Source organism: Bradyrhizobium sp. IAR9, from assembly GCF_013408065.1.
Taxonomy (GTDB): Bacteria; Pseudomonadota; Alphaproteobacteria; order Rhizobiales; family Xanthobacteraceae; genus Bradyrhizobium.
On sequence record NZ_JACBZW010000006.1, the window covers coordinates 252866 to 268163 of the forward strand.

The 15298-nt window shown below is 58.4% G+C and carries 10 protein-coding genes; 3 read left to right on the plus strand and 7 right to left on the minus strand.

Annotated elements, in window-relative coordinates; all coding sequences use genetic code 11:
- The first annotated feature begins 18 nt into the window (after positions 1 to 18).
- From GGD67_RS18725 to GGD67_RS18730, 3 genes are read left to right on the plus strand one after another with little or no spacing between them, the layout of a single operon-like run.
- Positions 19 to 165 (plus strand): hypothetical protein, encoded by a 147-nt coding sequence (locus tag GGD67_RS18725; RefSeq protein ID WP_179734903.1) that lies wholly within the window; start codon positions 19 to 21, stop codon positions 163 to 165.
- Positions 162 to 485, plus strand: a complete 324-nt coding sequence (locus GGD67_RS40175) for a helix-turn-helix domain-containing protein (RefSeq protein ID WP_409411367.1) — start codon at positions 162 to 164, stop codon at positions 483 to 485. The genes GGD67_RS18725 and GGD67_RS40175 overlap by 4 nt, the downstream gene beginning before the upstream one ends.
- Positions 401 to 1537 carry a tyrosine-type recombinase/integrase gene (locus GGD67_RS18730; RefSeq protein WP_409411368.1) on the plus strand — a complete coding sequence of 379 codons (1137 nt, stop codon included), beginning with the start codon at positions 401 to 403 and terminating at the stop codon, positions 1535 to 1537. The genes GGD67_RS40175 and GGD67_RS18730 overlap by 85 nt, the downstream gene beginning before the upstream one ends.
- A 160-nt stretch (positions 1538 to 1697) precedes the next feature.
- On the opposite strand, the gene GGD67_RS18735 is transcribed toward GGD67_RS18730, so the two are convergent.
- The 7 genes from GGD67_RS18735 to GGD67_RS18765 form a co-directional block, all read right to left on the minus strand.
- A complete protein-coding gene (locus GGD67_RS18735) occupies positions 1698 to 4532 on the minus strand; it encodes a S1 RNA-binding domain-containing protein (protein WP_179734907.1) in 2835 nt (944 codons plus the stop codon).
- Between the two features lie 328 nt (positions 4533 to 4860).
- On the minus strand, positions 4861 to 5700 hold the full coding sequence (locus tag GGD67_RS18740; protein ID WP_179734909.1) for a universal stress protein: 840 nt from the start codon (positions 5698 to 5700) through the stop codon (positions 4861 to 4863).
- A 116-nt stretch (positions 5701 to 5816) separates the two neighbouring features.
- On the minus strand, positions 5817 to 6206 hold the full coding sequence (locus tag GGD67_RS18745; RefSeq protein WP_092260790.1) for a response regulator: 390 nt from the start codon (positions 6204 to 6206) through the stop codon (positions 5817 to 5819).
- Positions 6203 to 10312, minus strand: a complete 4110-nt coding sequence (locus GGD67_RS18750) for a GAF domain-containing protein (protein WP_246784455.1) — start codon at positions 10310 to 10312, stop codon at positions 6203 to 6205. Before GGD67_RS18750 ends, GGD67_RS18745 begins: the two co-directional genes overlap by 4 nt.
- A gap of 2183 nt (positions 10313 to 12495) precedes the next feature.
- Entirely contained in the window at positions 12496 to 12867 is a 372-nt protein-coding gene (locus GGD67_RS18755) for a hypothetical protein (protein WP_179734913.1), read from the minus strand.
- Between the two features lie 579 nt (positions 12868 to 13446).
- Complete coding sequence (locus GGD67_RS18760) at positions 13447 to 14124, minus strand: membrane protein (RefSeq protein WP_026201810.1); 678 nt, start codon at positions 14122 to 14124, stop codon at positions 13447 to 13449.
- A 218-nt stretch (positions 14125 to 14342) separates the two neighbouring features.
- On the minus strand, positions 14343 to 15242 hold the full coding sequence (locus GGD67_RS18765; RefSeq protein ID WP_179734915.1) for a LysR family transcriptional regulator: 900 nt from the start codon (positions 15240 to 15242) through the stop codon (positions 14343 to 14345).
- Between the last annotated feature and the right edge of the window lie 56 nt (positions 15243 to 15298).

A 15298-nucleotide genomic window follows, 5' to 3' on the forward strand; every position in this document is an offset into this window, starting at 1 on the left:
CTAGAGCACCCCAGCGACGTGACACACAAGGTCGCATTCCGAGACGAACTTCGTCTCCGCGCCACCGATCCCGAGTTTGCCGAAGAGCGTCGCGTGATCATCGCAGCGAAGCAGGCCAAGCGCATGAGCGGCGTCGTCGTCGAGATCAGGCGCAAGCGGGCATGAAGGCCGCCAACGACAACGTGCCGCTCGGCACCATCTCGACCTCGGCCGAAGTCATGGTGCGCCTGCGCGTGTCGCGTAAGACGCTCTACTGTTTGGTGGCGAAGCATCTCCCCGGCGCGGCTCGCGTCGGACGCGACTACCGCTTCGAAGAAGCGGACATCCTCACTATCTGGCGTGGAATGAAATCATGCGACTCTATCTCTGGCAACGAACCCCAGGCAAATCGAACTGGATCATCCGGGGCACGGACGACAAAGGGCAAGAGGTCCACGAGTCTACAAAAACGACTGACAAAAAAACGGCCGAAGCTCTCCGCATAAAGCGCGAGGGCAAGCTGCTCACCGAGGTCGTCCACGGCAAGCAGTCCGTGGTGACATTCCATGAGGCCGTCGAGTCCTACCTCGATAACGGCGGCTCGCCTCGCTTCCTGGGGACGTTCGACGAAGAAACACGCCAGTGGTCCGGCCTGATGAAGGAATTGAACGGCGTCCTATTGAAGGACATCACCCAAGATAAGATGAACGGGATCGCGAAGACTCTCTATCCCAACTGCCAATATGACACGATCAACCGCCAGCTATGGACTCCATTCATCGCGATCTGGCGCAACGCCTGCCGCGCCGAGTGGGCGACACCGAAGCTATGGGTGCGCGCGAAGAAGCCGAAGGGAACGAACGTCGTCTCGATTAAGGCGAAGCGCGTCGGCTCCTATCCAGTCGATTACGCCACCGGCTGGGGCTTCATCCAAGGATTGGGCGTCGCTAACCAGATCATCATGACGATCCTGTTCTATACCGGATTGCGCCCCATCGAGCTTTTCGTGATGGAGACCTCCCAGGTCAACGTGCCCGGCCGGTGGATCACGATCACGAAGTCCAAGATCGGCGAGCCGCGCGGCGTCCCAATCCATGAGGCCATCGTTCCCTTGCTGACCGACATGGTCGAGAACCGGCCCGGTAAGTTGGTCCGCACGTGGGAGAGCGCTCCCTTCACCGTCTACGACGACAACGGCGGCCAGATGAAGAAGGCTATCGCCGCCGCCCGGCTGCGGACCCTTGTCTTCGACGTGGCCCCGTACACCGCTCGGCACTCGGTCTCGACCCAGCTAGTCGTCAACGGGGTGCATCCGCACATTAAGGATCAGATCATGGGGCACGCGGCCGACGACATGAGCCGCCTCTATACCAGCGTGCCGCAACCACCGCTGATCGCCGCCATCAACACGCTGCCGACCTTCCCCGATTGGCTCGCTGCCGATTGGATGAAGACGCCGGTTGCTTTGACCCATCGCCGAGCGAAGACGCTGAAGAAGGCGGAGCGGGCGGCGGGCGAGCGGGCATATGAAGCGTGGCGAGCGCGTCGAACGGCGTAGCGGTGCTCGTCACAAGAGGCTTTGAGCAACGCTAGATTGCAGTACAAATAAAAAGAGCCACACGTCAGTGTGGCCCTCCAGCCCCTCCTACTGCCGACGCCAAAACGGACGACATGGGGTGCATTTCGTGGGGGCGTTCAAGCACCTCGGAGCCAGGGTGTCAACCCGCTGGTGCAACATAGGCCAGCTCCATTCGCCGCCTTGGAGGGTCTGTTGAGACGATTTTGACGTCGATTTCCGCGCCAATGTCGAATTTTTCATTATTTTTGTAGTTCCTCGGCAGCTTCGAAACATGAAGCAAGCCAGTCACGCCGGGCGACATTTCGACAAACAACCCGTACGGTTGAAGGTTAACGATCTGTCCCTTCGTCACGAGGCCGGCAGGATATTTGTCAAAAACATCCGACCACGCTCCGGTCGTCAGGCTGCGTTGCATCTTCTGAATGCCCAGTCGAGCGGTAGACAAATCCGTCAGGCGCTCGAATTGATCTCCTTCGACCACAGCAGTCGTCAACTTGGCAGCTTTGGCGCGATGTGTCTCAAGGTAAGCCACGACATCCCGAGCATTGTATAGAACTGTGTCCGCGTCATACTGACGGGCAATGTCGCCGATGCGCTCTGCTATGTTCTTCGCTGAAAGGTCGTTGTCAAACCATGTATCCTCAGCTATGGCGCCCCAATAGTAGGCGTTCCCGACGAGTTCGAGGTGAACGAAACCGGCAGGAGCCAACCTCAGCAAATCATCCTCGCCGATTTTCTCAGTCCGAAAATCTTCAGTGACTATGCACTTGGCCTTGGCGAGGTATTCCACCTCGCGCCGGATCACCAATGGCTCGAGACCGTACGAGGTAAGTTCCTTTATTAGTGTCCGCAATGGATGGTAACCCTTCAGTCCAGTCGGGCCTGCCTCGGGAAATTTAGTATCCAACCATCGCAAAAGCATTAGCCGGGTGAAATAGGAGGGCCGGGCGTCCTTAATGTCGGCATCGCATAGGTTCTTTAGGTGGCCACGATCACTGTCGTAGAAACGGAAGCTCTTACGCAGCAGGATGGTGAGAACGACACTTAGAGGGAGCGTATAATCGCCCTGGCGTTGTCGGATGTTGACTATGTGGTCTTCGGAAATATGGCCGCTGCTACAGAACTCTTGAAACAGTTCGAACGCAAGGCGCAAATTGCGGCCCGACAGCCCGTCGAGCATCCGGCGTATCTGATAATCATATTCGAAGATCGACCTGACGATTGAGGTGAGATAGTAGGCCTGATCCGCTGCTGCATACTCGACCTTAAATCCGTTCGGCAGATCAAACTTAAGAGACTTAGGCGCGCTTTTTGCCAATTGGTTTAGCGCGAGCTGTATGCGCGTAACGAGCACATGATGAAACGGCGGCGACTCAATGCGGAAGACGAGATCCTTCTGCGCTGTATCCAAGGGAGGCCGATCTCGGAAATTGTCGTAGGTCTCGTCGCGCAGCGGCAGAACCACTAAGGCCCGAAATTCCTTCTGGACCCATTGCGCAGCTTCGAACATCAACAATTGCTCGCTCAGAGTGCGCTTGTCGCAGTTGTCCAGCACCAGAACGACCAGCTTGTTGCGTTCATTGCCCAAATGACGGCAATGGCAGATGGCTTTCGTGTGCAGATTGGTGTCGGCCTCTTTGAGAACCTTGTACAGCTCGTCGTTATATTTTGATGGATCACCTTCGAGGAGCTTTCCGAGGCCCTTTTTAAATCGGTTGGCTTCGACGCTGTAGATTGACTGCAGCGTCGTGAAGTCATCAAAATCCAGGTCTGAGTATGCGGTACGAAGACCAGTTACGATTTCCCGCCGCAAAAAATCATAGACTTCATTTGGGGAAATTGGCGCCGGGTTCATGTTTATGTGAACCCATACTGTGCCCTCCCTCACATCTTTGCTTAGCGAAACTTCTTGGAGGCGATCAATAAAAGTCGTCTTGCCTGCACCGGCTCCGCCAACGATCAAAAGGACCTGATGCTCAAGTTGACGTTGTTTTCCGAATGCGTTGTTGATCTCGTTTGGTGCGCCAGTATCGATGAGCTGAGCTTCAGCTTGTGACCGAGGACTGGAGGCGCGCATCACCTTGTCGATAGGCTCAACGTACCTATCTCGACGAACCGAAGGCACGTAACCTTCCTTCGCGACATATGCACGGTCTTCGCGTCGCACCGGATTAAACACGTGAGCAAAATCAGCCGATATTGTCGCTCCAAAGGAGTTCAACCCGACGACGTCATCTTGGATAGATGCGCCGCCAACAAGTCGTCGCGGCTTCCAATAGCGCGTTGGCTTTATGAGGGCACTGAGCCTTGTGAACTCGGCGTTGAGCGCGTCCCACCCCATGAACGTTTGAAGATCGGAAAACTTCTCGGAGTATGGGTCTATGTCTGCGTAGCTCAGCGAATGGACCGGAGTTCCCTGATCGAAGTGGCCGGCCCACAACTCGTCGCCGTTCGTGGCGATCACTCTGGTGAGCGGGTTCAAGCCCGATGGGAACATGGAGTTCATCTCGGCCGCGTATAGTCGCGCCTCGCGAAACGCTGCGTCGAGGTTGTCCCCGCGCTCTTTCGCTTCGACTACCAGAAGCGGCAGGCTCGCCTTAACGACCAAATAGTCCGGAAAATAGCTCTTCTGCGCCTTCCCCTTATCGATGACGTGCTTTCGAACATTTTGCTTTGTGACGATATTTTCGCTCGGAAATTGAAAGCCGTACGGTTTCTCGGCAACGAGGAGCGGAAAGATGAACTTCTGCTCTACGTCGCTTTCGTTCATCAGCTCCGACAACGATGGCTTCTTGTACGACATGAACCGGTCCCCCTCGACATATGCTATCTCGGCGGTGCTTGGCGACGCAATGATGCCCCTGGTCGTGGCCGTCTTCGGCACCGGCAGCCGATCCGCCTGCCTCGCTTCCCAGCTCGCCTGAGTATGGCTGTAGCGATCGATAAGAGCACGGCACATGCCCGCTTCTTTCACGGTGCAAACGCCGTGCGCGCAAATGCACGCCCCCCATAACACTTTGATAATACTATAGAATTAACATCGACCCGCAGCCTTCACACGGGAGAGGTCCAAGGTTCGATCCCTTGTGCGCCCACCATTCGTTTCCTGAACCCAGCCGGATGCGGACGATCGCCCAAGCCTCACGGCTGTCGGGACCGTCGGTATCAAAAATGTCGAAAACAACCCCATGCACAGTAGCCGGCCCCAGCCGGATCAATGGGTTGCGCCTTTACCGAACCCTGGTTTGGCTCGTCAGGCAAGACAGGAGCAGGACGGCATGATCTGAAGAGAGGCGCGCGTTCTAATGAGCCATCAGGACAGGCAGCTGCGCATGCTCCATGATATAGCTGGTCGCCCCGCCGAATATCATTTGCCGCAACCGGGTGCGGGTGAAGGCTCCCTTGATCAAGAGGTCGCAGCCTTCAGCTCTGCAGGCATCGAGCACTGCCTGTCCGGTATCACGATTCTCCAGTTCAACCGTTCTCGCCTGCGCTGCAATGTCATTGTACCGCAGTTGCTGGAGGATCTGATCGGCAGACGGTCCTGGTACCGCTTGGCCGCCAACGACGGTTAGGACCGATACCCTTTCGGCCAGACGAAGCAACGGCATGGCAAATGCGTTGGCCCGAGCTTGCTCGGTACTCCCGTTCCAGTGGATCATGATGTTTGTTGCGACGCTTCTCGGTGCATTCGATGGCACAAGTAGAACGGGCCTGCCGCTCTCGAACAGCGCGGACTCAATCGCGCGACGGTGAGGGCCCGCAGCATCAATGTCAGACCTTGCCATCACGATCAGGTCGAAGGCGCGCCCGTAACTTCCGACAAAGTCTTCGCCCTCAGGCGCGGTCTCCAGCCAGCCGAAGCACGGTCGACCCGATCCGGCAGGGGATCGAGGAACATCGTGCTTCAGCATGAATGCTTCGAAAAAGTCGCGCATGTCGTTCAATTCGGCTTCGCTCTTCACTTCATACGTATCTAACAGAATGCCGGTGGCCAATTCCGCGGCTAGATATTGCGGGATGCCGAACCGGAGCGGAAAGCCTTCGATATAGGCGCCGGTACGTTGCGCAAGGCGTACGGCGACATCGAGCGTGGATGTCATCATCGGAATATTCTGAAGTGGGACCAAGAGCGTCTTCATTTTCGACCTCCGGTGTTTGCAGTGAGCAGTGACGCAGGATGCCTAGTTTCGCTTGAATTGATGCCTACGATAATTTCACTTCGCCTCGTTCCGGTTGTCATCAACAATGCTTGCGGTCATGCGACCTGCTCAAGCCTCGCATCGATCTCCTGGCGAAGCGCCGCGAAGTCGATTGGCTTGGTCAACAGGTCGGCTGCGCCGTTCGCCAGCGCCTTGCGCCTGGTCTCGGCGTCACCATAGGCCGTGATCATGATGACCGGTACATCGGGGCGGGCCGAGCGCACGATAGGCAGCAGCTCCAGCCCGCTCATTCCGGGCATGTTGATGTCGGACAGGATCAGAATCAGGGTTGCATCCTCTGTCTCGGCCGCGCGCTGCAACGCCAGCGGTGCCGACGGTACAAATTCCATGCGAAAACGACCGCAGCGCAGATCGCGCCGAAACTGCTGGCGGAACAGCACCTCTACATCGGGCTCGTCGTCAACCACCATTATGAAGACGCTCAACTTCTGCCTCCGGTCTGCAATGGCGCCGCCAGCCTACGCGGCAGCCTGATGATGAACTCCGTATAATCGCCGGGCTCGGTATCGACCTCGATGCTGCCGCCGTGCTGTTTCACGATGATGTCGTGGCAGATTGAAAGGCCAAGGCCAGTTCCTTCGCCTGCGGGCTTGGTCGTGAAGAATGGGTTGAATATCTTCTCTCTCACGTCGGCCGGGATGCCGGCGCCATTGTCGCGAATCCGGATCTCGACGGCGCCGCCGAGGTTTGTGGTCGTCGCGCGCAGCCTTGGCTCGAAGCCGTCGCCGGCGGCGTCCTTTTGTTTGCTCGCCGCGTAGAAGCCATTTGAAACGAGATTGAGGAACACCCGCGTGATTTCCTGCGGATACAGATCGAGCGCGCCCGCAGACGGATCGAGGTCCCTTTCAAGCGTGATATTGAAGCCTGCTTTCTCGGCGCGCGCTCCGTGATAAGCAAGGTTGAGGCTTTCCTCGAGGATGGCGTTGATATCGGCCGCGCGGCGTTCGCCAGACCCTTCGCGAGAGTGCAGAAGCATATTCTTGACAATGGAATCGGCGCGCGTTCCGTGCTGCACGATCTTTTCCAGGTTGCCTTGCAGCATGTGTATCAGCGCGTCGATGTCCAGCCTTGCTGCCTCGCCGAGCCCGGCCGAGCGCAGCGCGTCGCCGAGTTCGTCGATGAGTTCGGAGGAAAGCGCAGCGAAATTGTTGACGAAATTGAGCGGGTTCTTGATCTCATGCGCAATGCCGGCGGTGAGTTGCCCGAGCGAGGCAAGCTTCTCGGTCTGGATCAACCGATCCTGCGCATTTCGCAATTCCTCGAGCGATTGCGACAGTTCCATAGTGCGCTCGCGCAGCTCGTTCAGCAGGCGTGCATTCTCGATCGCGATCACGCCCTGGTGCGCGAAATTGGACACGAGCTCGATCTGCTTGTCTGTGAAGGGTTTCACTTCCTGGCGAAAGATCGTGATGGTCCCGATCAGCTCATCTTCCCTGAGCATCGGCACGATGACGAGCGTCCTTGCGCCGGCAAGGTCGGCAAGCGCGCGAACGTTCGGGTTGCCTTCGACATAGGGCGGCTGAGTCCTGATATCGTCGATATGAACCGTCTGATGGGTTTTCTCGACGGTGCCGAGCCCGCTCGCCGGATGTGGGCGGATGCTCTGGTACAGCCGGGTATCAACATAAGCCTGTGGCGCGTTATGCAATGCGACCGTGCGAAAGCCGCCGTCCTCATAGAGATTCATGGTGCCGAAGCCGGCGCCGCAAATTCGCGTCGCGTTCTCCAGCATCTTGTCGAACACCGGAGTCAATGCGCCCGATGAAGCGCTTATGATCTCCAGCACCTCCGACGTTGCCGTCTGCCGCTCCAACGATTCGTTCAACTGCTCGAACAGACGCACGTTGCCGATGGCGATGACAGCTTGATCAGCAAAAGTCTGAAGCAGGGTGATCTGCTTGTCGTCGAATGGGCGTACCTCCATGCGACGCAGTACGATCGCCCCCATGCTCTCGCCTTCGCGCAAGAGCGGCACACTCAAAACAGTCCGAACGTTGGAGCGAACCGCATATTCGCGTCCTATCGGGTATTCCTCTCCATCGGGCCCAAGCAAGTCGCGCACTTGAACGGTGCGACGATCGATAATCGCCCGGCCGGTGGGCGATTTGACACTGATCGCCCGCCGGCTCCACACCACGGGAACTTGTCCATGATGGGCCTGGATCACGATGTCGTCGCCATCCCTCAGAACGACCAGCGCATCATATGCCTCGCAAAGTCCGCATGCGCTTTCCACGATCGCCTTGAGCACTGGACCGACTTCGGTCGGCGAGGAAGCGATAACCCGCAAGATATTGGCGCTGCCGGTCTGGTACGTCAGTGCCTCGGACAGGTCCCGCGTTCTGGTCTGCAATTGTTCGAACAGCCGTACATTCTCGATGGCGATCACGGCCTGGTCGGCAAAGGTCTGCACGATCTCAATCTGTCGCGGGGTAAACGGGCCCGGCTCCGGTCGCGCCAGACTGAGCACCCCGATCGCGGCGCCCTCGCGTACCAGAGGTATGTTGAGGGTCGCGCGATAGCCGCCGATTCTCGCGAGGTCATGCCGCGAGAAGTCGGGGTCTTTCATGAGATCGGCGACATGGTCGACCCGGCCAGTGAGCGCAGCCCGGCCGCTCGGCGTGTCGCGGCTCGGCGCAAGCGGTTGGCTCTTGCGTAGCGCGACCCATTCCGGTGGGTTGTTATGGGCGGCCTCCAGGTGCAGCAGACCATCGCGAATGAGATAGATCGCCGCTCTGGGGTCGCCGCAGAGCCGTGCGGCCGAACTGACAAGCGTTTCGAGAACATTGGGCAAGTCGAACGCCGAACGGCTGATTACCTTGAGTACGTCGGCCGTTGCGGTCTGCTGGCGCAGCGACTCGCTGAGATCCTCACTGCGTTGGCGCAACTCCTTGAGCAACCGCGCATTCTCGATGGCGATCACGGCCTGGTCGGCAAATGTGGCGACCAGCTCGATCTGTTTTTCCGTGAAGGGCTGCACGCGCTTGCGAGCGATCACGAGCGCGCCGATCGGCTCATTTTCGCGCATGAGGGGAACACCGAGCGCCGTGCGCTGACCAGCCATGGTCGTCGACTCGCGCAGTCCGTATTCGGGGTCGGCAGCGACATCGAGGATCTGCACCGGGCGGCGCTCGAGTACGGCCCGGCCTGTAACCGTGCTCCGGCCGGGCGTAATCGGGTGACCCTGCAGGAACGCGATGTATTCCTCGGAAAACCCCACCGCTGCTCCGGCCTGGTATTCATCGCCCTCGCGACGCATGATGAACGCCATCTCCGCTTCGCACAGCCGTGCCGCCGAATCGACCAGCGTGTTGAGCACGGTCTGCAGATCGAAGGTCGAGCGGCTGATCACCTTCAGCACGTCTGCAGTTGCGGTCTGCTGCTGGAGCGATTCGGCGAGATCGCGGGTCTTCGCTTGGACCTCATCGAACAGCCGGACATTCTCAATCGCGATCACGGCCTGATCGGCGAAAGTGGAGACCAGGTCGATCTGCTTGTCCGTGAACGAGTTCACGGCCTTGCGACCCAGGAACAGCACGCCGATCGTTTCTCCGGATCGAAGCAAAGGTACGCCCAGGAGGGTCCGGTAACCGCCGGCCCTCTGCTGCTCGGGATAAGCGTATTCGGGATCGGCCACGACATCCTGGATCTGGACAGCCTTGCCGGACAGCAGGACGCGCCCAACGACGCTGCCGCGTCCAGCATTGAGTCGAATGCCCGCCGAGACCTCGGCCCACTCGGGCGAGAAATTGTACCGAGTTGCATGATAGTAGCCGTCGGCGTCCTGCCGGACGATTGCCGCCATGTCGGCACCACTCAGCCACGCCGCCGATTCCGTGAGCGTGTCGAGGACGGTTTGCAAATCAAACGCGGAGCGGCTGATGACCTTCAACACATCGGCGGTCGCCGTCTGCTGCTGCAGCGATTCCCGCAAGTCGTCAGTGCGCGCCTGCACCTCATCGAACAGCCGCGCATTCTCGATGGCGATAACGGCCTGATCGGCGAAAGTCTGCAGAAGTTGCACATGATGCGGAGCGAAGTTACCGGGCTCGACCCGCGTTACGCTGATCATGCCGATCACCACGCCTCCGGTCGCGAGCGGAACGAACAACATGCTGCGAAAGCCGCGGGCGCGCGCGATGAATTTGATGTCGTTTGTCAGCGCTTCGGTATCGGGGGTCGGCACCACCTTACCGGCCCGCGTCCTTTCAAAACTCTCGAAATCGGCAATCGGCCGCGGAAACATCTGCTGCAAAGCATGATCGGCGGCAGAATTGGTCGGCGTGAAGGCCGCCAAATGGGCAGTGCCGTCGATGAAGCGGAATACGGTCGTCGAAAAGCCGCCGAGCAAGGCATTGGCGCGCCTCGCGATCGCATCGAATACCGGCTTTACCTCCGATGGCGAACTGGCAATGATTTTGAGGATGTCCGCGGTGGCGGTCTCGCGATCTTGTGCGGCGCGCAATTCGGCCAGGAGCCGCGCGTTCTCCTGCTGCAATTCCGCCACAACGCCCTGAGGAAGCGCGGCCATGATGAAAATCCAGGTCGCCAGCCGGTTCGCGGCCGACGTCAAAATCCAATCAAGAAAGCGTCGGAATTATTCCACCATCAGGTGCCTGCGACCAGACGTATCGTTAGTTGATTTTCAATCGACCACGCGTCAATTCGCCTCCTCGATCTACCGAAGCAGCCAGCTCCACAAGTCGCGCTGCTTTGGTCCACATGGTGGCAGATCGCCGGATCCAGGTGCGGCTATTGCGGCGGCTGATTTCGGACCGCCTCTGATCTCCCAATGCGAGATACGGGTTGATTTAATTTTGCGCTAGCTTTTTCCGCACCAATGCTTCAGACTTGCCTTTATTATGGATTTAATTTTAAGGGCGTTCCGATGGGAAAACCTGCCGTTTCCCGCGATGCTTTCCGTGGGCTGTTTGCTTTATATGCTGCGAGGGCGCGTCACGACCGTAAGACCGAGGGCGAACATTGTCTCTTGAAGCTGTTCGGATCTGCGGAAGATTTACCCGATGCTTTACTGCTGCAGTGTTCGGACAGAGCTGAGCTGCTCCGCTCTGAAACCGTTGGTCGCTTGGTGAGCCCGCGCGTCCGTCAAATCACGAACGGCAACGCTCAATATGACCATGCCAGCGACTTTCTGCACTCGCTACTGAGAGACCTTGAGCAAAAAGTGCACTAATCGATACTCGCTGCGCCATCGTCGCTGATCCAGGAGCAATTGAATCTGGTGATGCGAGCCAACTCATGCTGGGCGAAGCGGAGCGATCAATCAGCTGCACCAGATACCCGGAGCATGGCAGGGACGCCTACGGGCCAACGCGACGAGCCAAATGTTATGTCCGTTTACGATCCACTACGAGAAGAGCTACAGCGCACAGGAGCGCAAACGATTCGGCTCACGTTCTCGGAAATTGAAGCAATTCTCGGCAGACCGTTGCCGCCGTCAGCGTACAAGTTCAATGCCTGGTGGGGAAACAGTTTGCGCAAAGCTGGGCACACGCAATCTATGGCTTGGCTCCATGCCGGCTTTGCGGCCAGGGTTTCATTAAGACAGCGAGCCGTGGAGTTCATCGATCTTGAAGAACTTCATCGCGCTGGGCTGTGCGCTGCCCGTACCGACAAGGTCCATCAGAGATCATCTCCAGAAGCGCACGTCAGGAGCGCATCGCGTCAATCGCGTGGGCTATCAGGACCGCAACGCTGACGCCGATAAGAATAACGAGGACCCAGTTCAAAAACACGTTCGCCTCCACCTTTGGAATTGAACGCGAGCAACTGTGCACAGTCAAAAACAACCGGCCAAAATCATTAATTTCGGCTTGGGTTGAGGATTCAATGTAACTGTTGCGTCCGTTGTCGGCCCTATCGATGGAATGCCATGAATAGAAGAACCCCGACAACGCACGCCGCGAGCGAGAGCAAGTAAATACCCACGGCAAATCCCGACTCATCTCGAACTGGAGATTTAAATGGGAACTCGCATTATGCGTCGGTCAAGCCCAAAGCTTACTGGAAACGGTTGATATGACCTTTAAGCTTCCTGCTGCGGCAATCATGGCACGGCAGCCGAAAGTCTCTGCCGCGACACTCCAGCTTAAATGACTGAATTAAAGGCACTTTGCCACGGAAATCAGGTTTGATTTAATTCCGCTCTCACGCGACTGCAACCGGCGCATTCAAAGCAAGAAGCGCGCGATTTGCGTTGCTCGCACACGCCTTGCCGACGCCTTTTTCCACATTTATGACAAGCGACCTCGGTTTGGGGCCGAGGTCGCCAACCTTGGGGAAGGTTTGCTCCCGACGGGGGCTTTTGATTTGGGGACTTGCCGGGAGCTTGGATTCGACTCGGAATTGGGAAAGTCGTTCCGCTTACCGAGCAAATAAAAGCGGCCTCAGCGAACGGGTGCCGGGGCCGCTGCATTTCCGACCATTCATTCAGCTCACCTGTCCTATCGGGGCTCGTCCCAATAGTCATCGGACTTGTAAGCGCTATCGGTCCACAGCAGCCCTGGCCGCGCGCGTTCTTGGAGCAGTCTGGGCGGCTGAGGCCGGCTGGGCTCTGCTCCGGCTTAGAGAGCCCATGGGCCGGAGCAAAACAGCAATCCACACTTCACGGTCGCGTGCACGAAACCGTTTTGGCGGCCAAACGAAGCGACGCTGAAACATCGCCGTCCGATGCTGAGATGGAGTGAGGGAGGATTAAATGCGCAGCCTAATTTTCGGGGTAGTGCTCGTAGCGCTAGCAACGATCGGATCTTCATCGTTTGTTTCGGCCGCTCTTTCGGCAACGCGGGATGCGAAGTCCGCAACGATCTCAACGCGGTTTGCGCCAGCACCAAATGCTGCCACCTGCACTTTCGCCCCCAGGCCGCGGGCGGGTTTGAGCGTGCGTTCTTGAGTCGCTGTTTTCCAAACCATGGAACGGCACTCCGCTGGTCGATCAGAACCTGATTCAATCTCAACGGCTTGAACGAATAACAATTGCAACCAAGGATAATTGCGCATTGTGCGTAGCTTGGGGATACCTGCTACTAGGTCAACGCATCTGCATTTTCCGAATCGACGTTCCATGGTGGCTGGCTCATGCGTCGTATTCGGGGGTGTAGGTGTGAGCCAGTTTCTATCGATGCTGCTTCTTACAACAGCCGTGGTTCTAACCGTCTGCTTCGGGGTGGCGGCCTGGCGCCTCTCTGACGAAAAGGACACCGACATCACTGGCCAGATCGCGCGCCAGTCGTATGGATGGAAAGCGGCACCGGCCAGATAACCCTTTCGCTTGCCTCCTGCGCGCTCTCTGGCCTGAAATGCCGGTTGCGCTTCCCTGGCACGGTCCTTGCCAATCCCGGCCTATCTTTACCGGTCCTGGCAGGGAGCCGTTTCGCGATGAAACAGAAATCTCGAACCCCAAAGCCGCAAAGGCCTACTCTGGCACACATAGCTTCCGATTTGGTGAGATTGCTTAAGGCAATACAGGATCTCGAGGGCCTCAGAGAGAAAGTCCGGCTAGCAGAAGCCGCTCGCGTATTGCACTAAGCCTGGCGGGTAGAGGCGCATTATTAACGTGTGGCTAGATCAGCGCCGTCGTCCTGAAGCCTGTCGATCGCAGGCGATCACGGCGCCCGCCGGCGGAGGTGTAAGACGGAGCAAGCTTCAGGCGACCCGCTCCGGCCGCCAGGCCGCGTAGAGACCAACAAGCGTCCCCATGGCGGCCAGCGCTGCCGCCAGCAGCACCTGCAATTCGCCGTCATCGGTGGGGCCTACCGACGACACCAGTCTGGTCACGATCACGAACAGAATGCCCACGGCGGCCGCTGCACCCACACAGAGATAGGCGAGCTCCCGCGTCAGGCTGCGGCCGAGAAGTCCGAGCGCCGTGAAATACATCGCGCAGGCGTTGGGATGAACGAACAAGGCGATGCGGGCGTAAGCGCCATAGGCGTCGAACAGGGACTCACATCGGCGCAGGGCCGCCTTCGAGGCCACCCGCTGCAGGAACGGCCTGAAGAAACGAGCCTGTCCGTAACTCAAGACGGCGCCCAGGATGATGGCGAGCCACGCCACGACAAAGACGGAGCCATCCGCGGACTTCGGATTGAGCGCCACGGACATCAGGATGAGGGCGGTTCCGGGAAAATAGCCGAAATACGGGAAGACCGCTTCCAGCAGCACGCAGACGAACATGAAGACCAGAAACCATGACGACCCTGTCGCGCCATGGACGATGGCGTTCAGATCGAAAAGGTTCGTCCTGTACAGGACGAGGTACATGCACATGGCCAGTACAGCCAGCGCGTAGAACGGCAACGCTCCCGACAGAAACCGTCTCATCCAACCATCGGGCTTTGTTTCGCGGACACGGCGGAGACCATCGATATCAGGACAAGACAACGGAAACGCATGGCTCATGCTTTAGGCGAATGGGATTGCTCCTGCAATCCTCGTCTCACCCTGCACACCCCATGCAATCGATCAAATCTCCATGTTCTGCGCGCCTGAAGTGCCGGACGCGGGTCATTCCGTTCGACTTGCCGATTCGACTTGCCGTTCTACTTGCCGCGGTATCGCAGCGCCTCTACCAGCAGCGAGAAGGCCGGCGAAGGCTGGCGCCGGCTGGCATAGTAGAGATGGTATCCCGAGAACGGCGGACACCAATCCGAGAGCACGCGGACAAGACGTCCCTCTGACAAATACGGCTGCACATGTCCCTCGGTGAGGTAGGCAAGGCCGAGGCCCTTCAACGCTCCGTTCAAGAGAAGCCCCGCGCTGTTGAACACGAGCTGGCCCTCCACCCGCACATTGAGCTCCCGCCCGTTCTTCTCGAATTCCCAGGCATAGAGGCTGCCGCCGTGCGTGGGCAGGCGCAGATTGAGGCAATTATGCTGGGTCAGATCCTGCGGCGTCTTCGGGCGCTTGCGGCCAGCAAAGTAGGACGGAGAGCCGACGACGGCCATCCGGAGATCGGGGCTGACGCGCACGGCGATCATGTCCTTGGCGACAAGCTCGCCGGGACGGATGCCCGCATCGACCTGCTGCGCGACGATGTTGGTGAGCCCATAGTCGATGATGATCTCGACATGGATGTCGGGGTATTTCGGCAGGAGCTTTCCCAGCGCCGGCAGCAGGATTTCGCTGGCGGCATATTCCGTCGCGGTCAGCCGCACGGTTCCGGCAGGCTTTTCGCGAAACTCGCCGAGGGCAGCGAGATCGTTGTCCATCTCGGTGAACTTGGGGCCGATGCTCTGGAACAGCCGCTCGCCGGCCTGCGTCGGCGTGACGCTCCGCGTCGTTCGATTGAGCAGCCTGACACCCAGCCGCTCCTCCAGATTCCGGATGATCTGGCTCAGCGCGGACTGTGTCATGCCCAGCTTCGCCGCCGCGCGCGTGAAGTTGCGCTCCCGCGCCACGGCCAGGAAGGCAAGAAGGTCGCTCGCGTCGTCCCGATGCATTGATTAGTCACTCTAATAACTTCATTCGAAATCTATCACCTAATCAAGGCACGGCG

Excerpts from the sequence above, each read along its gene's own strand:
- GGD67_RS40175 (WP_409411367.1), top strand. The coding sequence starts at position 162 with ATGAAGGCCGCCAACGACAACGTGCCGCTCGGCACCATCTCGACCTCG.
- GGD67_RS18740 (WP_179734909.1), bottom strand. The coding sequence starts at position 5,700 with ATGAAGACGCTCTTGGTCCCACTTCAGAATATTCCGATGATGACATCC.
- GGD67_RS18750 (WP_246784455.1), bottom strand. The coding sequence starts at position 10,312 with ATGGCCGCGCTTCCTCAGGGCGTTGTGGCGGAATTGCAGCAGGAGAAC.
- GGD67_RS18755 (WP_179734913.1), bottom strand. The coding sequence starts at position 12,867 with ATGGAACGTCGATTCGGAAAATGCAGATGCGTTGACCTAGTAGCAGGT.
- GGD67_RS18760 (WP_026201810.1), bottom strand. The coding sequence starts at position 14,124 with ATGAGACGGTTTCTGTCGGGAGCGTTGCCGTTCTACGCGCTGGCTGTA.
- GGD67_RS18765 (WP_179734915.1), bottom strand. The coding sequence starts at position 15,242 with ATGCATCGGGACGACGCGAGCGACCTTCTTGCCTTCCTGGCCGTGGCG.